Genomic DNA, 20,637 nt, shown 5'->3' with positions numbered 1-20,637 from the left:
TAGCCCTCTCCCGGAGGGAGAGGGAACTGACCGGGTTGATTGTTCGAGGTACGCCGACCTGAAATACCGAGTCGAACTCAGGATTTGAAGCTGCGAATTCGAATTGGACGCAAGGTTTGAAACTGCGAATTCGAGTCGAACGCAGGGTTTGAAACCCATGGAGATCCGCTCCCTTCCCCCTCTACCCCCTGGGGGAGAGGGCTGGGGTGAGGGGGAAAAGATTTCAAGCCGAACAAAAAACTCAAACAACACCAGAACAACAAAACCAACCCGAAAACATTCGCCGAATCCGGCTCTGCCATAAATCCAATAACATTCGGAGTAAGTCGCCCATGGTTCGTTTGCAACGCACCCTTTCATTAGGGGCGGTGGTGCTGTTCGGCATCGCCTACATGACGCCGATCATTGTCCTCGGCACCTTCGGCATCCTCGCCCAGTCCACCGCCGGCAGGGTACCCGCCGCTTACCTGGCGGCACTGGTGGCGATGTTCTTCACCGCCATGAGTTACGGGCGCATGGCCGCCGCGTTCCCCGTCGCCGGTTCCGCCTACAGCTACGTGCGCAAGGCGATCAGCCCGAAACTCGGCTTTATCGCCGGTTGGGCAGTGCTGCTCGATTACCTGTTCCTGCCGATGGCGATCTGGCTGATCGGCGCGGCGTACCTGGCGTCGGCGTTCCCGTCGATCCCGCAATGGATCTGGGTGCTGGCGTTCATCGGCATCACCAGCGCAATCAATATCATTGGCCTGAAACTGGCCAACGGCATCAACGCTTTGCTGATGCTGGTGCAGTTTCTCGTGCTGATCGCCTTCGTCGCGCTGTGCGTGCACTACATCGGTGGCGATGCGAGTACGCCATTGTGGTCGATCAAGCCGTTCTTCAATGGCGACATGCAGATGCCGTTGATCATGAGCGGCGCGGCCATCGCCTGTTACTCGTTCCTCGGCTTCGATGCAGTCAGCACGCTGACCGAAGAAACCCGCGACCCACGCCGCACCATCCCGCGCGCGATCATGTTGATCACCTTGATCGGCGGGTTGATCTTCGTCGGCGTTTCGTACTTTGTGCAGATCGCCCATCCATCGTTCCAGTTCGACAGCGTTGACTCGGCCGCCTATGAAATCGCCCGCAATATCGGCGGCGATCTGTTTGTCTCGATCTTCCTCATCGGTCTGATTGTCGGCCAGTTCGCCTCGGGGCTGTCGGCGCAGGCCAGTGGCTCGCGACTGCTGTTCGCCATGGGCCGCGATGGCGTGTTGCCGAAGTCGTTCTTCGGCACTTTGCACGCGCGCTTCGGCACCCCGGTCAACAGCATCCTGCTCTGCGCCGTGGTGGCGTTGCTGGCGCTGAAACTCGACGTGACCACCTCGACTTCGTTCATCAACTTCGGCGCGTTTCTGGCCTTCAGCCTGGTCAATCTGTCGGTGATCTTTCATTACTGGATCGGTGGCGAGAAAAAAGGCCCGCGCGAGCTGCTGCTGTTTCTGGTTTTCCCGTTTATCGGGCTGGTGGCGGACTTGTGGCTGATGGTCAGCCTCGATCACCTGGCGGTGTATCTGGGCTTGAGCTGGCTGGCGATCGGCGTGGTGTACCTGGCGCTACTCACCGGGGGTTTCCGCCGCCAGCCGCCGGAAATGGACTTTCAGGAAACCACCTGAAGCGCCTTCAGGCAGCGGGCCGGTTCTGGCGCATCGGCAACTCGACGCGAAAGGTCGTGCCCACCCCCGGCTCGCTGCGTACCGAAATGTCGCCACCGTGCTTTTTCACAATGCCGTAGGACAGGGACAGGCCCAGCCCGGTGCCCTGGCCGACGGGTTTGGTGGTGAAAAACGGATCGAAGATTTTCTGCAGGATCTCCGGCGCAATCCCCGCGCCGGTGTCCGCGACTTCCACCCACGCCGTGTCTTGTTGCTGCCCGGTGCGCAAGGTGATGGTGCCGCGTTCGGGGCCCATGGCCTGCGCCGCATTGACCACCAGGTTCATGATCACCTGATTGATTTGCGACGGCAGGCACTCGATGTCCGGCAGGGGCTGGTACTCCTTGATCAGGTCGGCCTTGTACTTGAGTTCACTGGCGACGATGTTCAGGGTCGACTCGATGCCTTGTTGCAGATTGGCCCACTGCCATTGCTGCTGGGTATCGACCCGGGAGAAATCCTTCAGGTCCTTGACGATCTGGCCGACGCGGCCAATGCCTTCCTTGGATTCGCGGATCAGCACCGGGATGTCTTCGAGCAGAAACGCCAGATCGGCGTCTTTGCGCAATTGCTCCAGCCGCGCCACGGATTGCGGATCTGGCGTTGGCCCAAGCGTCTGCCAGGCATCGAGTACGCTGAGCAATTGTTTGAAGTAGCCGTCGAGGGTGCCGAGGTTGGAGGAGATGAAGCCGATCGGGTTATTGATTTCATGGGCCACGCCCGCCGCCATTTGCCCCAGTGAGGCGAGTTTTTCCGACTGCACCAACTGACTTTCCAGTTGCTTGCGCTCATCGATTTCCCGCTGCAGTGCTTCGCTGGCCTGCTTGAACTGGGCGGTGCGTTGATCGACCAGATGTTCCAGGTGGTGCATTTGCAATGACGCGCGTTCGGTCATCTGCCATTTGGTCAGCAGGGTGTTGGCCATCTGCTGCACTTCGATGTTGTCGAACGGTTTCTTCAGAATCAGCAAGCGGTCATGCGCCTGCAGACGCTCCAGCAGTTCATCCCAGGAATAATCCGAGTAGGCGGTGCAGACCACCACTTGCAACTGCGGGTCCTGTTGCCACAGATGCTCGATGGTTTTCGCGCCATCCCAGCCGTCGGGCATGCGCATGTCGACGAAGGCCAGCGCGTAGGGGCGTTGTTCCGCCAAGGCCTGGATCAGCTTGCCCAGACCCTCCTCGCCGCCGTAGGCGGAGTCCAGCTCGAACGGCGGACGTTCGACGCGCACCTGAGCGCCAAACAGAGCGGCTTCCATCTCGTCCAGTTCCACGGACTGCGCTGCCGGCGGCGCAAGAATCTTGCGAAAGTCTTCATGGATCGACGGCATGTCGTCGATCAGCAGAATGCGGCGGTTCGACAGCTCGCTCATGCGTTCTCCGTGACGCTGATCAGGGGGATCTGCAAGGTGAACAACGCACCCAGGCCGGGGCCGTCGCTGTGCGCAGTCAGGTGGCCGTTCATCTCGATGGCGGCCAGGGCGCAGCTGTGCAGGCCGAAGCCGTGACCTTCCTTGCGGGTGGTGAAACCGTGGGCAAAGATGCGCGTCATGTTTTCCGGCGCGATGCCTTCGCCGTCATCCTTGACGCTGATTTCAAGGAAGTTGTCATCGACAATCCTGACCGTCAGGGTCATGGTGCGGGGGCGGTTGCTGAGGTCGGACATGGCGTATTTGGCGTTGCTGATGAGGTTGATCAGGATCAGCAGCAAACGGTGTTTGTCGCCCATCACCTGCGGCACGTCGGCGTACTCCCGGACCACCGTGACGTGGTGCCGGGTCAGGGCGCCGGCGTTCATGCGCAACGCGTCTTCGAGCAATTCGTTGATGAACAGCGGTTCGGTCATGCTGTTGGCGCCGGCATAGGATTGCTGGGTGGCGACGATGTCCTTGATGTGGTCGACGCTTTTGTTCATCTGGTTCAACTCATCGAGCATTTCCTGCTGTTCCTGGGTAATGGCGACCACCAGTTGGTTGAGGTAACCGGGGAGCAATTTGCCCTTGGCGTCTTCGCTGAGGAAAGCACCGAGGTCATCCGGGTGCTCGTTGATCAGTTGCATGGCCTTGCCCAGGCCTTGGGCCTTGCTGTTGCGCAGCTTGCGGGTAATCAGATCGCTGGAGATGTTCACGCTGTTGAGCACGTTGCCGACGTTGTGCAGCACATTGGTGGCGATCTCCGCCATGCCGGCCTGACGTGCCGCGTCGAGCAGTTCGCTCTGGGCGTTGCGCAGTTCCCGGGTGCGTTCTTCGACCCGCTGTTCCAGTGCATCGTTGGCCGTTTGCAGAGCGTTATTGACCCGATTGATCTCGGCGAAGCTGCCGATCAAGCGGATGGCCAGCCACACCAGCGACAACATCAACAGCACCGAAAACAACAGCAGGTAGAAGTGGTATTGGCGGTCGACCTGATCGGCGCGCTGCTGGTCGTGATCGAGCATGGTGGTGATGTTGTCGAGGCTGTCGGCCACGGGAATGCCTTCGATGCTTTCGAGCAACTGGTTGACCCGTGGCTGCTCGCGAGCAATCAGTGAGATATGGCTGCTCAGGATTTTGATCGGGGTCTGAAACGCGAGCGGCAGGCGTTGTGCGTTGACCTTCAGCTTGTTCAGGCCGACCTCGATGTCGGCGGCCCGGTCGTCAGAGGTGACCTGGGCGAATTCGAGGGCGCTGAGCAACAAGTCGTAGGTGTCGGTGATGATGTTTTGCAATTGCAATTTATCGAAGTCCGACAGGCTGGACAGTTGCTGCTGGATGTCGTCTTCAGCGGTGGGCAAAAAAGCCAGGGAATTACGCAACAGCGCGTTGTGCGATTTGAACTGTTCGACCAGACGGGTCTTTTCCTGCATCGCCTGCAGGAAGCTTTCGTGAGCGGCGTTCCATTGCGCCGAGTCGTTGCGCCCATGCCCTGACTCGATCATGTCGAAGCGCGCCCAGAGCCGGTTCATCTCGTCCATCGGTGACACCAGCGGATCGTAGTTGTGAGTCAGCGCCACCCGGGCCTTGAGGATCTCGTTTTCCCACAGTGAGTTCTGCTGTTTGATCTGCCGGATCAGATCCCGGGATTCGGTGTACGTCATGGTCTGGTCAGAGCTGGATTTCAAGTACAGAAACAGCAGGATCGAGGCCAGCGCCAGGGCGACCAGGGTCAGCAATAACAGGCTGCGTCGCCGCGAAATGTTGATCATGGCTGGTCCTCCCGTTGGCCGGTCAGGGTCGCGAGAAACAGCATGATCAGCCGTTTGTCCTCTTCACTCGGCATGCGCCCCAACTGGTACTGGAACATCACATCCACCGCCCGCTCGAGGGTGGGTGCCGAGCCGTCGTGAAAGTACGGCGCGGTGATCGCGACATTGCGCAGGCTCGGCACCTTGAACACCGCGCGGTCCGCTTCATCGCCGGTCACGTTGAAGCGGCCCTGATCGGCCAGGGTCGGGTTGCCGCGATCGGCGATGTAATCGCCGAACACGCCGAATTTCTGGAACATGTTGCCGCCGATGTTCACCCCCTGATGGCAGGCAATGCAGCCGTGCTCCTTGAAGCGCTGGTAACCGTACTTTTCATCCAGGGTAAGGATGTCGGTATTGCCCTGCAGGTATTGATCGAAGCGCGAATCGGGCGTCAGCAGGGTGCGTTCAAAACTGGCCAGCGCCTGCTGGACATTGGCCTGGGTCACGCCGTCCGGGTAGCTGGCGGCGAAATCGCGACGGTAGTCGGGGTCGTTGCCGATGCGTTCGATCACGGTGCGCCAGTCGCTGCCCATTTCATGGGGGCTGGTGACGACGACGTTGCTTTGCTCCTCCAGCGTTTTGACGCGGCCATCCCAGAACTGGCGGAAGTTGAGGGCTGCGTTGAACACGGTCGGTGTGTTGACGGCGACCGGTTTGCCATCGAAGCCCAGTGACAAGGCGCGGCTGTCGGCGCCGTTCTTGTCCAGTTGGTGGCAGCTGGCGCAGGACAGCGTGTTGTTGATCGATAGCCGTGGCTCGTGGAACAAGCGTCGACCGAGTTCCACGCGCCGGGCATCCTGCTGCGGTATCGCGGGCAACGGTTTGAGTGGCTCGTTCAGCGGCTCGGCACTGGCCCCGGCACAGAGTCCGCACAGCAGCAACGCTATGGCGTGGTGGAAAAGCTTCATCGGCAATTGTCTCCCTGACTCCAGGCCGGTTGCACAGTGATTATTCAATCGTCCACGGCGCGGGATCCGTGCCGGCGAGCAACCGCGCAAACGTGTCTGCTGGCAGGGCTTGGCTGAAAAAGTAGCCCTGGCCCTCTTCGCAATGATGAGCCTTGAGAAAGGCCAGTTGCTCGGCGGTTTCGATGCCTTCGGCGATGACATCCAGCTCCAGGCTTTTGCCCAGGTTGATGATCGCGCTGACCAGCGCGGCGTCGTTGCGGTCGTTGCACAGGTTGCGAATGAACGACTGGTCGATCTTCAGCACATCGATGGGAAACCGCCGCAGGTAGCTGAGGCTGGAATAGCCGGTGCCGAAGTCATCAATAGCCAGACGTGTGCCCAGTGTTTTCAGGCGATTGAGCGCAGTCATCGTCGCCTCGACGTTTTGCATCAGCACGCCTTCGGTGATTTCCAGTTCCAGCCACTCGGGCGCCAGACCTGTCTGTTGCAGTACGCGTTCGATGCCGGCGACGAAGTCACGCTGGCGAAAATCGATGGGTGAAGTATTGACCGACATGCGGATCGGCGGCAGCCCGGCCAGTTGCCAGGCACGGGTCTGCCGACAGGCCTCAGCCAGCACCCATTTGCTCAGCGGTACGATCAGGCCGCTGTCCTCGGCCACCGGGATGAAGTCCGACGGATAGACCCAGCCATGCCCCGGTTTCTGCCAGCGCAGCAGTGCTTCGGCACCGACTACGGCGGCCGTGCGCAGATCGATTTTCGGCTGATAGTGCAGGACGAATTCATGTTCCTGCAGGGCGCGGCGAATACCCGACTCGATGCTGTGCTGTTCCCGGGCGTGCTGGTTCATGGCTTCGATAAAAAAGCCGATGTTGTCGGGGCCCTGATCCTTGACGTTGCGCATCGCAGTCTCGGCCTTCTTGATCAGCTCGGTGGCTTCAAGGCCGTCTTCGGGGTAGACGCTGATGCCGACGCTGGCGGTGACGCTGACATCGTGCCCGGCAATCGCCTGCGGCAGGCGAATGGCAGCGAGAAGTTTTTCCGCGATGCCGTGGGTTTGCTGAGGGTGGTTGATGTCGCCGAGGATCACCACGAACTCGTCGGAACCGTAGCGAAACACCGAGTCGGAATCACGCACGCAGGACAACAGTTGCCGGGCGACCCGTTTGAGCATCTCGTCACCCGCTGGATGGCCCAGCGCATTGTTGATGCGCTTGAAGCGGTCCAGGCCGAGAAACATCACCACCAATTGTTTGTCATGCCGCCGGCACACCGCCATGGCCTGACTCAGGCGATCACCGAGCAGCGTGCTGTTGGGCAGCTCCGTGAGGCTGTCGTATTGCAACAGATGCGAAACCTTGAGCAGTTCGTGCACCCGCGCCTCGATGGTCCGCTCAAGGCTGAGCATCTTCAGCGCCGCGTCCTGCGCCAGTTGCCATTTCCACGTCAGGGCGTTGGCCATCTGGCGGATTTCCAGACTGTCGAACGGCTTTTTCAGGATCAGTAACTGATCGCCGAACTCCAGCCGTTCGGCCATCGCTTCCCAGCTGTAGTCGCTGTAGGCGGTGCACAAGGCGATTTGCAGGTTCGGGTCGACCCGCCACAGTTGCTCGATGGTTTCCAGACCATCCCAGCCGGGCGGCATGCGCATGTCGATAAAGGCGAGGGCGTAGGGGGTGCCACTGGCCAGTGCGCGGTTGACCAGCGCCAGCGCTTCCTGGCCCTGATAGGCGGAGTCGAGCTGAAAGCTCAGGTGCGGCGTCTGCTGAGTGCCGAACAACGTTTGCTCCAGTTGCTGCAAATCGGCGGCGTCTGGAACCTGTGGGGCAAGGATCTTGCGAAAGTCATCGTGGATCGCCGGCGTGTCGTCGATGATCAGGATGCGCCGGTTGGTCTGGGGAAAAGGCGTTTTCATGCCTCGTCCTCCTTCGGCGCCAGACGGGCACTGTCCTTGAGCAAATGCCCGGCCTGTTCGGCGCTGACCGCTGCGCTGAAATACATGCCCCGGGTGCTGGGCAGCGGGGTTGCAGCGGGGGGCGTGCAAGGTTGATCCGGCGACGGCTGGCCTTCAGCAATGATGCCGATGTCCAGATCCCGGGCGAAGTTGACGATCGCGCGCAGGGCGTTGGCACTGGCGACATCGTGGGCGGCGCTGTCGACGAAACTCTGCGCCAGTTTGAGGTGATTGACCCGGTAGGTTTTCAGGTAGTCGAACGAAGAGTATTCGGTGCCGAAATCATCAATGGCGATGCTCACGCCCAGTTCACGCAAGCGTGGCAGCGCGTCGTTGTGCGTCCACTTGGTCTGGGCCAGCGTGGCCTCGGTGACATCGAAGCGCAGATCCCATGGGGCGAGTTCCCAGCGCGCGGTGGTGCGCAGCACGTTGTAGATCAGCTCGGGGCCGCTCTTGAGTTGGGCCAGCGAGAGTTTGATCGCCATCACCGGTGGCGCGACGCCGTCGTTACGCCACAGATGCATCTGGTGACAGGCGTGATCCAGCACCCAGCGCCCGAGTGGAATGATTGCGCCGGTTTTCTCCGCGATCGGCACGAAGTCGGCGGCCGGCAGCAGACCGCGACGGGGATGCTGCCAGAGGACTTGTGCCTCCATGCCGAGAATCCTGCCGCTGTGCAGATCGACTTCCGGCGCATAGCGCAGCATCAGCTCATTGCCCTCCAGGGCCGTCATCAATTCGCCGACGAGGGTCATGCGTTCGGCCACTTCCCGGGAGATGTCCTCGGAATGGAAGTGGTACTGGTTGCGCCCCATTTCCTTGGCGCGGTACAGCGCCATGTCGGCCTGTCCGAGCAGCGTGTCGGCATCGAGGCTGAGTTTGCTGTAACTGCTGATGCCGATGCTGACTGAAATGTGCAGGGCATTGCCGGCCAGGTGGTAGGGCGCCAGCAGCGTGTCGCGGATATTGGCGGCCATCGCGGCGGACTGGGTTGGATCACTGACATCCAGTTGCAGGATCGCGAATTCGTCGCCGCCCAGGCGCGCCACTACGTCGCTTTCGCGGACACCGCACTTGATGCGCCGGGCGACTTCCTGCAGCAGCAGATCGCCCACCGGGTGGCCCAGGGTGTCATTGATCCGCTTGAAGTGGTCGAGGTCCAGGTAGAACACCGCGAACGGCATGGCACCCCGTCGCGCGGCGGCGAATGCCTGATGCAGGCGTTCGATCAACGTGGCGCGATTGGCCAGCCCCGTCAGGCCATCGGAGCGCGCCAGCAAGGCCAGTTTGTCCTCGGCCAGGCGGCGTTCGGTGATGTCGAGGATGATGCCTTCGACCTCCAGCAGGCGACCTTCCTGATCGCGCACCGGGATGTAGCGGTTCTCCACCCAGCGCCAGGTGCCCTGGCCGGTGCGCATGCGGAACTCGATGGACGCGCCCGACGCATGCCGATCCAGCACCCGGGCCATGGCTGCATCGACGTTCGCCTGATCGTCCGGATGAATCAATGCCTGTGCCCAGTCGGGCGACCCCACCAGGTCGGCGGCGACGTGGCCGTAACGGGTGATGTTGTGGGAGATGTACATCAGCGCAAACGAGGGTTCGCCGCGCAAACGGTAAAGAATGGTCGGGCTGTTCTGCACGATCACATTGGCGTCCGACAGCTCGCGGGTGCGTTCCTGCACTGCTTGTTCCAGCAGGCTCATCTTCAGCTCGGCGTCTTCGGTCATCTGCCATTTGACCGTGAGGGCGCTGGCCATCTGGCGGATCTCGATCGCGTCGAATGGCTTTTTCAGGATCAGCAACCGATCGTTCAGCGCCAGACGCCGGTCGATGTCTTCCCAGGAATAGTCGGAATAGGCCGTGCACAGGGCCACTTGCAACTTGGGGTCGATTTGCCACAGCCGTTCGATGGTCTCCACACCATCCCAGCCCGGTGGCATGCGCATGTCGATGAACGCCATGGCGTAGGGGCGGTTTTCCCTCAACGCGGCCTCAAGCTTTTCCAGGGCTTCGCGGCCCTGAAAGGCCGAATCCAGTTCGAAATGTTGGGATTGCTGTGCGGACGGTGTGCCGAACAACAGGCTCTCGGTTGCGCCCAGCCCCTCGTCGCCGGGGATGACCGGGCTGAGAATCTTGGCGAAATCGCCATGGATCGCCGGGCTGTCGTCAACGATCAGCACCCGACGGTTGATGTGCACGGTTGCTGCTGTCATGCCGCGCCGCCCGTGGGCAGGCCTGCTGTGATCATCCGGGGCATCCTTTTCCCTCGCCATTTGCCTGCTTGTATCAGCCGATGGAGTCTTGCGCTGTCTTCAGCATAGTCGGCTCCTCGGTACTACGCTTTCGGCCCCGGACAAAGATCGGCGTGAATGCCGGCCAAAATCATCTAGCCTTGGACTCAGGCGCGGACCGGTGAAGTGTTGGTCGGTGCGTCCTTATTTCCCTGTTTGCTTGAGGCCATGCCATGGAAGAGCTATCCGCGCCGATGCCGGCGCATCGACCCACAGTACTGCTGGTCGATGACGAGGAGTCGATCCTCAACAGCCTGCGTCGCCTGTTACGCGGCCAACCTTACGATGTGCTGTTGGCCACCAGCGGCGCCCAGGCGCTGGAGATCCTCGCGCAGCAGCCGGTCAACCTGGTGATGAGCGATGCGCGCATGCCGGGCATGGACGGCGCTTCATTACTGGCGCATGTGCGTGAGCGTTATCCGGCGACTGCGCGGATCATGCTCACCGGCTACGCTGATCCGGCGGCGATCATCAAAGCCATCAATGACGGGCAGATTCACCGTTACATCAGCAAGCCGTGGAATGACGAGGAGCTGCTGCTGATTCTGCGCCAGTCCCTCGAACACCAGCATTCCGAGCAGGAGCGCCAGCGCCTGGAGCGCTTGAACCAGGTGCAGAACGACCAGTTGAAACTGCTCAACAGCACCCTGGAAAAACATGTCGCAGCGCGCACCGCCGAACTGCAGCAGACCGCCGACATGCTCGATCTGGCCTACGAAGAGCTCAAGCACAGCTACGTCACCGGCACCGAAGTGTTCTCGCTGCTGGCCAATCTGCGCCTGCCCCCTGCCAAGCAGACCAATCGGCAGATCATTGAACTGGTGCGCAGCTACTGCAAACAGCACGGGCTGGACGAGGCCACCAGCCGCGACCTGACCATGGCTGCGGCGCTGTACAACGTCGGTAAGCTGAGCTGGACCGACGCGATGATGACCACGCCCTCGGATCTGCTGCGCCATACCGAACGCGAGCGCTATCGCAGTTATCCGAAGCAGAGCGAATCGTTGCTCATGACCCTCGACCCGATGAAGGATGCGGCGCGTCTGATCCTGCATCATCAGGAGCGTTGGGACGGCAGCGGCTTTCCCGACCGGCTCAAGGGCGAGGGCATTCCGTTCGGTTCACGCCTGCTGAAACTGGCGGTGGATTTCGTCGAGTTGCAGCGCGGTCTGATCCTTGAGCGGCAGATGAACAGCGACGAAGCGCTGCTGTACCTACGCCAGTACGCCGGGCGCTTGTACGATCCCGATCTGGTCGAAGATTTCATTCAGGTGTGCGCGGCATTCCTCAGCGACGTGACGCTGGCCGATCCGTCGGTCAAGGTGCTGTCCACCCGGGATCTGGCGGCGGGAATGATCCTGGCGCGCAATCTGAACGCCGATAACGGCATGCTGCTGCTCAACGCCGGCAAGGTGCTCAGCGCGCTTTTGGTGGAAAAGCTGATTGCGTTCGAAGCCATGGAGGGCGGCAAATACACGATTTTCGTCAAGGTGCCGGAGGAGGTTGAAGCCGCGCTCAAGGCCCAGGGGGAATGATTTACGAGATGACCTCTGCGGGGCGCGCATGGGATCCTTGCGGTTTTTCCAGGCCGGTGGCTGACCCATGACCTCTGCATCCGTTGTCTCTGCAAACCTCATTCATATAGCCGCCGCGCTGTTGCTCAACCCCGAAGGCCAGACCCTGCTGGTGCGCAAGCGTGGCACCACGGCGTTCATGCAACCGGGCGGCAAGATCGAGGCGCATGAGTTGCCGGTGCACGCGCTGGCCCGGGAGCTGGAAGAAGAGCTGGGGCTGCGGATCGATCCTGCGCAGGCCAGCTTTCTCGGCCAGTTCTCGGCGCCTGCGGCCAACGAGCCGGGGTTTGTCGTCCAGGCCGAGATCTTTCAACTGACGATCGCGGCCGACGTCACTCCGGCGGCGGAAATCGAGGAAGTGATCTGGGTCGATCCGGCCACTGATCCTGCTGTCGTACTGGCGCCATTGACACGCGACCTGATCCTGCCGTTTTATCGCAATTCGCTGACGGCCATCGTCTGATCATCCACGCAAAGGACTTTGCCATGATCCCGCTGCAAGACCTGCTGATTTTTGCTGCTGCCGCGCTGTTGATGGTGCTGACGCCGGGGCCGAACATGATCTACCTGATCTCGCGCTCGATCTGTCAGGGGCGCAAGGCCGGAGTCACCTCGTTGCTCGGCGTGGTCAGTGGATTCTTTGTGCATATGTTCGCGGCGGCGGCAGGTTTGACCGCGGTGTTTCTGGCGGTGCCGATGGCCTATGAAGTACTGAAGTGGGCCGGTGCGCTGTACCTGCTGTGGCTGGCCTGGCAAGCAGTGAAACCGGGCGCGCGCTCACCGTTCGAGGCGCAGCAGTTGCCCCCGGACTCGTCGCGAAAGCTGATCACCATGGGCTTTCTCACCAGCGCGCTGAATCCGAAAATTGCCGTGTTCTACCTCTCGGTCTTTCCGCAATTCATCACCCCTGAACACGGCTCGGTGTTCACCCAAAGCATCATTCTCGGCCTGACCCAGATCAGCGTCAGCTTCTGCGTCAATCTGTTGATCGCGCTGTTCGCGGCGGGCATCGCTGCGTGGTTTGTGCGTAACCCGACGTGGCTGGCGCTGCAGCGTTACTTCATGGGCTTCGTCCTCGGCGGCCTCGCTGTGCGGCTGATGCTTGAACAACGCAGGACGGCGTGAGCATGTGGATCGAACGGCTGGACGCCAGTCATGCCCTGGCTTACCGCGAACTGATGCTTGAAGCCTATGACCGTCATCCGCAGGCCTTCACCTCAAGCGTGCGCGAACGCGCGGTGATGCCGTTGAGCTGGTGGGAAGGGCGCCTGACCAGCAAGCTCGATGTGGTGCTTGGCGCGTTTGAAACCGGCACGTTGGCCGGCATCGTCGGCCTGGCCTTCGAACCTCGCGAGAAGGCTCGTCACAAGGCCACATTGTTCGGCATGTACGTCTCGGCAGATTTTCGTCAGCACGGCCTGGGCCATGAACTGGTGCAGGCAGCCATCGCCGAAGCGCGAAACCACCCGGCGCTGAAACTGCTGCAACTCACCGTTACCGCCGGCAATGACGCCGCGTTCAATCTCTACCAACGCTGCGGCTTCATCCAGTTCGGCCTCGAACCGCTGGCGGTGCGGGTGGGCGAAGACTATTTCGACAAGATCCACATGTGGCGACAGCTCTGATATTGCGCTGATCCCTGTGGGAGCGAGCCTGCTCGCGAAGACAATCTGACAGTCACTATTTTCGTGTCTGATACATCGCTTTCGCGAGCAGGCTCGCTCCCACAAGTGACTCAGCGAACCGCGCTGACGCCGTCCAGGGTCGAGAACGAGGTGTCTTTCGCCGTCAGCAGAAAATCGCGCATGTACGGGGCATCGAGCATGTCGGTGCGAATCGCCGCGTACAAAGTCGCGAACAAACCTTTTTCCCCCAATCGTTTGCCCTTCACATAACCGCGCGAGCTATATTCGTGCAGCGCCCAGTGCGGCATGCCACAGACGCCTCGGCCGCTGGCGACCAGTTGCATCATCATCACCGTCAGCTCCGAGGTGCGCACTTGTGCCGGCTCGATGTCGGCCGGTTCCAGAAAGCGCGTGAAGATGTCGAGGCGGTCGCGTTCCACCGGGTAGGTGATCAGCGTTTCCGTCAGCAAGTCTTCGGGGACGATGTACGGTTTACCCGCGAGAGCATGCTGATTGGCCACGGCGAGCATGGCTTCGTAGGTGAACAGTGGAACATAGGTGATGCCGGCGATTTCCAGTGGATCGGACGTCACCACCAGATCCAGATCACCACGGGCCAGGGCCGGCAACGGTGCAAAAGCGAAGCCTGAGGCGAGGTCGAGTTCGACTTCCGGCCAGGCATCGCGGAACTGGTCGATGGTCGGCATCAGCCACTGGAAGCAGCTGTGGCATTCGATGGCCATGTGCAAACGCCCGGCGGTGCCACCGGCCAGACGACCGATATCCCGTTCGGCGGCGCGCAACAGCGGCAGGGTCGCGTCGGCCAGTTGCAGCAGGCGCAAACCGGCACTGGTGAAACGCACCGGTTTGGTCTTGCGCACGAACAGGGCCATGCCCAGGCGTTCCTCAAGCTCCTTGAACTGGTGGGACAGCGCCGACTGCGTCAGGTGCAAACGGTCGGCGGCATCGACCAGGCTGTCGGCTTCACGCAAGGCGTGCAGGGTTTTCAGGTGACGGATTTCAAGCACCGAAGGCTCCATGAGGAAAACTTGTGATCAACGCAAAGATGGTGAGTTTGTCTCAAGTTGCGTGAGCTGTCGACCGTTACACCTCTTTAATCTGTGGAGCGCCGCACGTCCTTGTGCAGTGGCGCCGGTTCGCCGTTCACTGACTCCATCGGGTTTCGCGAACGTGTTCGGGTGGATCGAGCGTATAGCTGACGTTATCGATGTAGAGCGGGCCTTTGACCCTGAGAGGATCAGAAGGAAAGGACACTTGAATCTGGGCCTCCACTACGCCGTCCAACATGACGCCGGAGTATTTGAAAGACTTTTGTGCAGGTTTCAGCCACCAGCTACCGACGTCGTACTGGACTGGTCTACCGTCCTTTGCATAGCCCGTGATGAAGAGAACCAGAATCGCGTGCGTGTCGATGTTCGGCGGATCCTGATGGTATTTGGCCTCAGGCGCGGATGCATCGATCTGCAAGGTAAAGGCACCGGTTTGGGCATTGAATCGGTTCAACAGCACTACGCCGTTGTTTACACCGGGCAGCACCTGGGCCTGGACGCTGCGATTATGCTGAATGACGCTGGCTTCGCCTTGGAATGCGTGTACCTCCCAAGGATCAAACTCGCCCGTGTCGAAGTCGCCGTTCTGAAGAAGGTTTTTATTCATGTCTGCCATCCCTTGATCGTATCGACGGTTCACCATGAGTTCCGTCGTCGATCCATTGGCTGCGCAAACACTTGGCCGCGCTACTGTCAGATCTGACAGTAGCGACGGGCGGTAGCAGAGCGCGGATTCAAATCCCTTCGAAATGCTGCAGAACAATCGACTGTTCGGTGATTCTGGAGTCGAGCAGGGTCGGGTCGTCAGCGTGAGTCAGCTTGCGATGCGCCGGCAGTTTCAGGTGAGCCCTTTCGAATTGACGCAAGGGCCGGGTCGCCGAGCGGTAATGGAAATGCACGTACCAGAGCAATTGCGCAGGCTCCTGCGTGATGTTCCAGACTTCATATTCCTGCAGGTAGTTGGGGCGACCCTGATGATCCGCCAGTTGCCGGATCGCAAGGGGTTTGCGGATCTCCACCGCGTTTTGACCGATGAGGTCATCAAGCATGCCGTCGGTAGGCTTTTGACTGCTCAATGAGCGTTGGGTGCGCAAGGTCCGGCCTTCGACGATCAGCGCGGCGGCCTGATCGCGCAATTGCTGAATGATCGGCTGCTCTGCCGATTTGGCGGCGATACTGTCGGCACGGGTGGTGAGTTCACTCGCCTGACTGTCCATCATGTGCTGCAGGTCGACGGGCAGCATGCCGCGGTTGGCGTTGCTCTGCACCGTGGTGCGGTAAGCGGCCACGTTCTCCAGACGTTGCTGTGCCTCGGTTACCAGGGTGGCCAGACTCAGCTCGGCGGGGGAGGGAACTGCCAGGTTTTGCGGGTTGGTCAGGCGCACGACGCCATCGGCGCCATGTTCCCAGATCTCTTCATAGCCTCCAATCCCGGTGCTTCTGTATTGACGGGCGTTGGTCACGTTGTCCCATTGCTCCACGCCGTGGCGCAATTGGTTGTCATCAGTGATGAACACGCGCTGCAGAGGTTGCCCCGCGACCCTCGGCTCGGGTGGCCTGTTGATAGCGGCACGCGCTCGATCCGCCAGGCGATCAACGCCTTCCAGCAAGGGCTCGACTACGTCCAGATGAAAGAATTGCGGATAGCTGGCGGTCCATACCGTCATCTCGCGCCGATACTCGACGCAAGCGTCGATGCTTTCCTGAAGAATGCGATTACGTTGGGCGGTCGTGTTCTGCATGTTCGGCAAGTCGTACTGGCGGTACAGACGCAGATCGATTCTGTTGCGCAGGGGCTCTGCCATCGTCACAAAATAGCGCCATGAGGCATCGTCAGGGCTGCCGGGTTTTCTGACGAGTTCCAGGCGTTGGGAGGTTTTCAGGTACAGCAACACGGCTTCACTGTGACGGCTGTTCGTGTTATCGACCAGCGCCGAAATTTTCGGCCGGTCTTTAGCCAGCATGCGTTCATACCAGTGATTGACCTGATCCTTGAGTTCGCCCAACTGATCGAGCTGGTTGATGACCTCGACACGCAACCTGTGTATGTCTTCAATGTGTTTCAAACGTTCGGCCACAGCATTACCTGGCAGCGCATTGTGCAGTTGCTTCAATCGCTTGATTGCTCGTGTCGTGTCGAGAAATTTATGCGACAGGTGAATGGCGCGTCGCCGGTAACGATCAGTCAACAGCCATGCGGTCCTGCTTTGCATCTGGGCGACAGCCCTGCGTTTTCTGCCCTGGGTCAGCGCAGTCAACTCGGTCAACGCCTCATAACGCTGCCTGGCCAATTTGATATCGCCAACACAAGCGGCTTCGACCGCTGGCAACATGGTCAGGCGTTGCGCGTCCGTGGCTTCGCCGTAGGCATTGATCACCCGGTCACTTTTTGCTCCCCTGCGTTGCAATTGGCCGGCCAGTTCGTTAGCCGCGGCGGTCAGTTGATGGTGACGGCGGAAGTGTCGATCCACCAGCCAGCGCGGCAAGCGTTGGCGAATCACCGGTGGCCAGTAAGGCTCGAGCGTATCGGCGACACGCCCGACGACATTGCCACCCCCCACCACGGCGCCTTCAAGGGCTGTGCCGTGGACGCCGAACCAGGTGTCCCACTGCCCGCTTTCATCCAGTGCGATCGGCTGCTTGTAGGTTTTTCGCGAGTTGCCGGTCAGACGCCAGCTGCGCGAATCGCGGCTCAGCTCTACCTGGTAGAGGCGACCCTGACGCTCGATGAAGTCACCGTCTGCATGCCGGTAGATCCCGCGATAGAGGCCGTGGCCGACCGGCTCTGTGGCGGCCAGGGAAATCGGTTTTTCATATTCGTAATCCTTGAAGCGCGCCAGCACATGCCGGGCGTGACGCTGCGACTTGATCTGCAGTGCCGCCATATTGCGCACCACCGTGTGAAGCTGACGCGCCCGCGTCAACGCGCGGGTCGTCTGCGACAGCGTCGAGGCCGCGGCTTCGCCCGGAAGCAGATCCATGAACGCGTCGATCAACGACAACAGCATCGATTCGATTTCCACCAGACCGTCGGCCACATCGCCGCGCAAGAATGCGGCGGTCGCCTGATTGGCAGCGGTCCAGGCCTGGTAAAGGGCCAGTACGCTGCCGACGAAGGGCACCATGCCCAAGGCCATTTTGATGTAGTTGAAAGCGCGCGGGCCTTTCAGGGCGTAACGCTCGAAGAACAAGTCATCATTGGAGCGCGACGTGCCGCGATGGGCTTCGATCAAGCGTCCCATGTGCGCGTCGAGCAGGTGCGCGGCCAGCGAAGTACTGGCCGGCCAGCGCACGCCGACTTCGATAATGGCATCGAAGTTTTTTTCCACGGCCTGACCGATACGCCGGACATGGGCCCTGACGTTGCCCTGCAAGGTCCTGCCTGCCAGGTAGTCGATCCATTTGTCAGTTGCGCACAAAGTGAACAGCCCTTTGCGCGCCGCCTCGAGCGTGTCGTAGCGGCGGAAAAACTGCCCGTCGTGGCTGTCCGGCAGGTACAGCAGGGTGACGCCGCTGATCTGCTCTTGGATGAAGCTGACGCCGGACAGCGTCACCGGGCCTTCGCCGGGGGTGTCCTTGCCACCGACTTTCAGCGACACCGGCAACAGCACAAGGCGCTTGCCGTTGGCTTGCCACGCCTGTGGGGTGTCGGCATCGATAGCGGTGTTCAGCAGCACTGCTTCATCAGGGCTGAGGTGTTTTTGCAGGCGTGCATTTTCGCTCTGTATTTTCAGCATCAGGCGCCAGGGCTCGATCAGGCTTTCCCGGCGATGTTGTCTGACGAATGCCGACTCGCTGGCGGCGCCCTGAAAGGCGTCACGGATCTTCTGCTCATAGGCTTTGGGCAGGTCGAGTTCCGGCAGGACCCTGCGCAGATAGGTCAGGTTGATGCCGTTGAGCAGGCGCGTGCGATCTGTCCTGTGCGTCGCAGTGATCTCCAGGCGCAGGAAGACCAGGCGTTGTGAAAGCGAGTCATTGAGCACCGATTGCACGTTATCGATATTGAGCTGGGCCAGGTCCTCCAGTGACATTTTGCTGTGTGCTTTGCTGGGCACAATGTTGGTCGTCTTCCTGATGCCACCGGGCCCAGCCTCGGGCACCTGTTCGGTGGTGGTCGAGTCGGGCAGTTCAACCAGGATGGAAAAGTCGCCATCAAGGGAAAAGTCCTTGCGCAGGCGTGCGTGCAGGTGACGTCGGGTGAAGTCGTCACGGGGCTCCAGCGCAAGCGTCATCAGCGCGTGGCTTTGGCGCATCGCCGCAATGTACGCCTCGATGTTCTGTTTCAACGCGCTGCGCTCGTTCTCTTTGAGCGTGACCAGCCAGCCCGGCAGATGCCCGGCGAGGGTGCCGCTGCGTTCCTGTTCCTGCAGATGAGCAAAGGCCAGTTGTCTGGCGGCGTGCAGCGGAACCTGCAGATGGGCGAGGTAGCCCTGGCGCAGGATTACCAGTGCATCGGCCTGCTCGGGAATACCGCGCAGGGGTGTGGCTTTTGCTTCGAAGTCGGTCACCAGCTCATTGAGGCAGTGATGTAACGGGTCTGTGCTGATGGGGCTCAGTTGCAGGGTCAGGTTGCTGTCGTGATCCAGAATCCGGAACACCTCGCACTCCAGCGTGCGGCGATCAGCAAAGCGTTGCAGGCCCCCACCATTGCCCGGCCAGTAGAGCATCAGACTGGAAGTCGCGGTGCGGTCGGCGAGTGCGGCTTGTGCTCCGATGACCAGCGCGCCCCGGAGCACTTCGCTCTGCGTTGTCGTGACCCCGTCCTGGGTTTCGCTCAGTGACAAGGTCAGGCTGGCCGCCGTGATGTCCGCGTCGCGTTCGGCCGCGACGGGCTTATCCAGCACGGCTTTGAGCAGGTCATGTTCGCCGCTGTCGAGTTGGCCCAGCGCCGCTTGCAGTCTGCCTTCGGCATACAAGCCGTCCAGGTGTGCCTGGCGCAGGGCACTGAACGCCGTATTGAAGGTGCTCACGTCGAGGGCCGTTTCGCGGTAAAGCAGCGTTGTGGCAGCGGTCGTGCCGGCTTGTTCGGCGGTTTCCAGCGCATCGAGGGCGTCCTGGCATTCTCGGTATCGAGCGCCGTCGCTGTCATTGTCCTGCAAGCGCTCAAGCGCTTCGCGCTGGCGTTTGAGCGCCGCGTGGCGCATGGCCAGTGGAATCCCGGCCGACAGGCTGCCGAACAGCGGTGTCTCGTCCGTCTCGACATCGCTGGTGGACGTAAGCGGTTTTGGCGGCGTCGCCACGATGATCGCGCTGCTGCGCTGATGATCGATCAGGTCGACGTGCACCAGTGAGCGCGCGCCATGCGCCCTGATCCCGGGATGGCCCTTGTTGGTATTGCTCAAGGCGTAGAGCTGCGCGTGGTGGCGGTTGGCGAACAGATCGCTGGCGCCGGTGACCATCGGCTCGAGCGCTGCGCTGTAGTCAACGCGCTGGATGGTCTTGGGCAGTCCGGTGGGAATCTGTACCTGACCGGCCAGCCACGTCTGCATGTCTGCGCGAGTGGTGAAAGCCTGGATCGATGTGGCGTTGCCGGGCAGATAAAGCAACGGAGCGGCCGTGGCCAAATCGCCGACGCTGATGACCCAGGCACCGGGGAGTTTGATTCTGCTGCCATTGCTCAGCACCAGTGCCAGTTTTTCCGTGTGCACAGGCTGGCCATCGATCGTCAGCACGCCGTCACCTGAATCAATGATCAGTTGCAGGGTTTTGAGTTGCGCCGCGGTAATGGCCTGGTGGGCGAGGGCCATGTGCGCAGTGGCTTCGAAATGCGCACGGTAAAGCTGCGTGGCGCGGGTACGTCGCGACACGGGCGTGCGCGGCGCCCGCGCATCCCAGAATTCTGCCCAGCGAATCTCGTGGCTTTTGCGTGGGTCGAGGGCTTTGAGTTTTTCCAGGAGTTGCAGCGGCTTCAAGGCGTACAACGGATGGTTGGCGCGTAGGCCGGAGAGGACACAATGCTGATCCAGATCGGTTTCCAGCGTCGGCTGTTGAACGACGAAGGCACAGGCGTCGGTGAGGCTGACGAAGTGTTCCGGCTGGCCATCGGTGGCAGCAAAGCGCAGTCCGGTTTTTTCACCGTCCAGTTGCAGTTGTTGGCGCAGCAGTTCATTGATGCTGTCGCGCAGGGCCGGGCTGGCGGCAAACAGGTCGCGTAAACCCTCGCTGCTGGCGCGCCAGCGTTGGCAGGCCTGCAGCAACAGGCTGTCATCAATGGTTTTCGGCAAGTGCTCGACGGTCTCGGGCAACGGTGACGGTGCGGGGAGTTCATCCGGAATAAGGCGCTCGGGCAT

At 60.9% G+C, this 20,637-nt stretch carries 13 protein-coding genes; 5 read left to right on the top strand and 8 right to left on the bottom strand.

The features are described from left to right. The first annotated feature begins 332 nt into the window (after positions 1-332). On the top strand, positions 333-1,658 hold the full coding sequence (locus QZR14_RS23390; RefSeq protein WP_311997863.1) for an APC family permease: 1,326 nt from the start codon (positions 333-335) through the stop codon (positions 1,656-1,658). 7 nt (positions 1,659-1,665) lie between these two features. Here QZR14_RS23390 and QZR14_RS23385 read toward each other — a convergent pair whose 3' ends face one another. Genes QZR14_RS23385 through QZR14_RS23365 form a run of 5 tightly spaced genes read right to left on the bottom strand, consistent with a single transcriptional unit; the run spans position 1,666 to position 10,000 of the window. After that, positions 1,666-3,069, bottom strand: coding sequence for an ATP-binding protein (locus QZR14_RS23385; RefSeq protein ID WP_311997862.1), 1,404 nt, complete (start codon positions 3,067-3,069; stop codon positions 1,666-1,668). Beyond that, complete coding sequence (locus QZR14_RS23380) at positions 3,066-4,880, bottom strand: DAHL domain-containing protein (protein ID WP_311997861.1); 1,815 nt, start codon at positions 4,878-4,880, stop codon at positions 3,066-3,068. Before QZR14_RS23380 ends, QZR14_RS23385 begins: the two co-directional genes overlap by 4 nt. After that, positions 4,877-5,830, bottom strand: coding sequence for a cytochrome-c peroxidase (locus QZR14_RS23375; protein WP_250606317.1), 954 nt, complete (start codon positions 5,828-5,830; stop codon positions 4,877-4,879). The genes QZR14_RS23380 and QZR14_RS23375 overlap by 4 nt, the downstream gene beginning before the upstream one ends. Before the next feature lie 40 nt (positions 5,831-5,870). Beyond that, the gene (locus tag QZR14_RS23370; protein ID WP_311997860.1) at positions 5,871-7,745 is read right to left on the bottom strand and encodes a putative bifunctional diguanylate cyclase/phosphodiesterase; all 1,875 of its coding nucleotides are present in this window, start codon (positions 7,743-7,745) and stop codon (positions 5,871-5,873) included. Then, positions 7,742-10,000 carry a GGDEF/EAL domain-containing response regulator gene (locus QZR14_RS23365; RefSeq protein ID WP_311997859.1) on the bottom strand — a complete coding sequence of 753 codons (2,259 nt, stop codon included), beginning with the start codon at positions 9,998-10,000 and terminating at the stop codon, positions 7,742-7,744. Before QZR14_RS23365 ends, QZR14_RS23370 begins: the two co-directional genes overlap by 4 nt. Positions 10,001-10,251: 251 nt before the next feature. Between QZR14_RS23365 and QZR14_RS23360 the strand changes: the two genes are divergently transcribed. The 4 genes from QZR14_RS23360 to QZR14_RS23345 all read left to right on the top strand — a co-directional run bounded on the left by QZR14_RS23360 (position 10,252) and on the right by QZR14_RS23345 (position 13,277). Next, the gene (locus tag QZR14_RS23360) at positions 10,252-11,613 is read left to right on the top strand and encodes an HD domain-containing phosphohydrolase (protein ID WP_250606320.1); all 1,362 of its coding nucleotides are present in this window, start codon (positions 10,252-10,254) and stop codon (positions 11,611-11,613) included. A 67-nt stretch (positions 11,614-11,680) separates the two neighbouring features. Further along, complete coding sequence (locus QZR14_RS23355; RefSeq protein ID WP_250606321.1) at positions 11,681-12,115, top strand: NUDIX hydrolase; 435 nt, start codon at positions 11,681-11,683, stop codon at positions 12,113-12,115. 23 nt (positions 12,116-12,138) lie between these two features. After that, a complete protein-coding gene (locus tag QZR14_RS23350; RefSeq protein ID WP_250606322.1) occupies positions 12,139-12,777 on the top strand; it encodes a LysE family translocator in 639 nt (212 codons plus the stop codon). Between the two features lie 2 nt (positions 12,778-12,779). After that, a complete protein-coding gene (locus tag QZR14_RS23345) occupies positions 12,780-13,277 on the top strand; it encodes a GNAT family N-acetyltransferase (protein WP_250606323.1) in 498 nt (165 codons plus the stop codon). 110 nt (positions 13,278-13,387) lie between these two features. Here the strand turns inward: QZR14_RS23345 and metR are convergent, their stop codons facing one another. From metR to QZR14_RS23330, 3 genes are all read right to left on the bottom strand, one after another. Further along, positions 13,388-14,305: a transcriptional regulator MetR gene (gene metR, locus QZR14_RS23340; RefSeq protein ID WP_250606324.1), complete on the bottom strand. Its 918-nt coding sequence runs from the start codon at positions 14,303-14,305 to the stop codon at positions 13,388-13,390. A 136-nt stretch (positions 14,306-14,441) separates the two neighbouring features. Further along, positions 14,442-14,954 (bottom strand): hypothetical protein, encoded by a 513-nt coding sequence (locus QZR14_RS23335; RefSeq protein WP_311997858.1) that lies wholly within the window; start codon positions 14,952-14,954, stop codon positions 14,442-14,444. A 127-nt stretch (positions 14,955-15,081) separates the two neighbouring features. After that, a complete protein-coding gene (locus tag QZR14_RS23330; protein ID WP_311997857.1) occupies positions 15,082-20,637 on the bottom strand; it encodes a dermonecrotic toxin domain-containing protein in 5,556 nt (1,851 codons plus the stop codon).

Origin of the sequence: Pseudomonas sp. rhizo66, assembly GCF_031931925.1 — a bacterium.
Classification (GTDB): Bacteria; Pseudomonadota; Gammaproteobacteria; order Pseudomonadales; family Pseudomonadaceae; genus Aquipseudomonas.
Note: the sequence above shows the minus strand (reverse complement) of the source record. Positions and strands in the feature narration are given on the sequence as shown.

Excerpts from the sequence above, each read along its gene's own strand:
- QZR14_RS23390 (WP_311997863.1), top strand. The coding sequence starts at position 333 with ATGGTTCGTTTGCAACGCACCCTTTCATTAGGGGCGGTGGTGCTGTTC.
- QZR14_RS23385 (WP_311997862.1), bottom strand. The coding sequence starts at position 3,069 with ATGAGCGAGCTGTCGAACCGCCGCATTCTGCTGATCGACGACATGCCG.
- QZR14_RS23380 (WP_311997861.1), bottom strand. The coding sequence starts at position 4,880 with ATGATCAACATTTCGCGGCGACGCAGCCTGTTATTGCTGACCCTGGTC.
- QZR14_RS23375 (WP_250606317.1), bottom strand. The coding sequence starts at position 5,830 with ATGAAGCTTTTCCACCACGCCATAGCGTTGCTGCTGTGCGGACTCTGT.
- QZR14_RS23370 (WP_311997860.1), bottom strand. The coding sequence starts at position 7,745 with ATGAAAACGCCTTTTCCCCAGACCAACCGGCGCATCCTGATCATCGAC.
- QZR14_RS23365 (WP_311997859.1), bottom strand. The coding sequence starts at position 10,000 with ATGACAGCAGCAACCGTGCACATCAACCGTCGGGTGCTGATCGTTGAC.
- QZR14_RS23360 (WP_250606320.1), top strand. The coding sequence starts at position 10,252 with ATGGAAGAGCTATCCGCGCCGATGCCGGCGCATCGACCCACAGTACTG.
- QZR14_RS23355 (WP_250606321.1), top strand. The coding sequence starts at position 11,681 with ATGACCTCTGCATCCGTTGTCTCTGCAAACCTCATTCATATAGCCGCC.
- QZR14_RS23350 (WP_250606322.1), top strand. The coding sequence starts at position 12,139 with ATGATCCCGCTGCAAGACCTGCTGATTTTTGCTGCTGCCGCGCTGTTG.
- QZR14_RS23345 (WP_250606323.1), top strand. The coding sequence starts at position 12,780 with ATGTGGATCGAACGGCTGGACGCCAGTCATGCCCTGGCTTACCGCGAA.
- QZR14_RS23335 (WP_311997858.1), bottom strand. The coding sequence starts at position 14,954 with ATGAATAAAAACCTTCTTCAGAACGGCGACTTCGACACGGGCGAGTTT.
- QZR14_RS23330 (WP_311997857.1), bottom strand. The coding sequence starts at position 20,637 with ATGCCCGAGCGCCTTATTCCGGATGAACTCCCCGCACCGTCACCGTTG.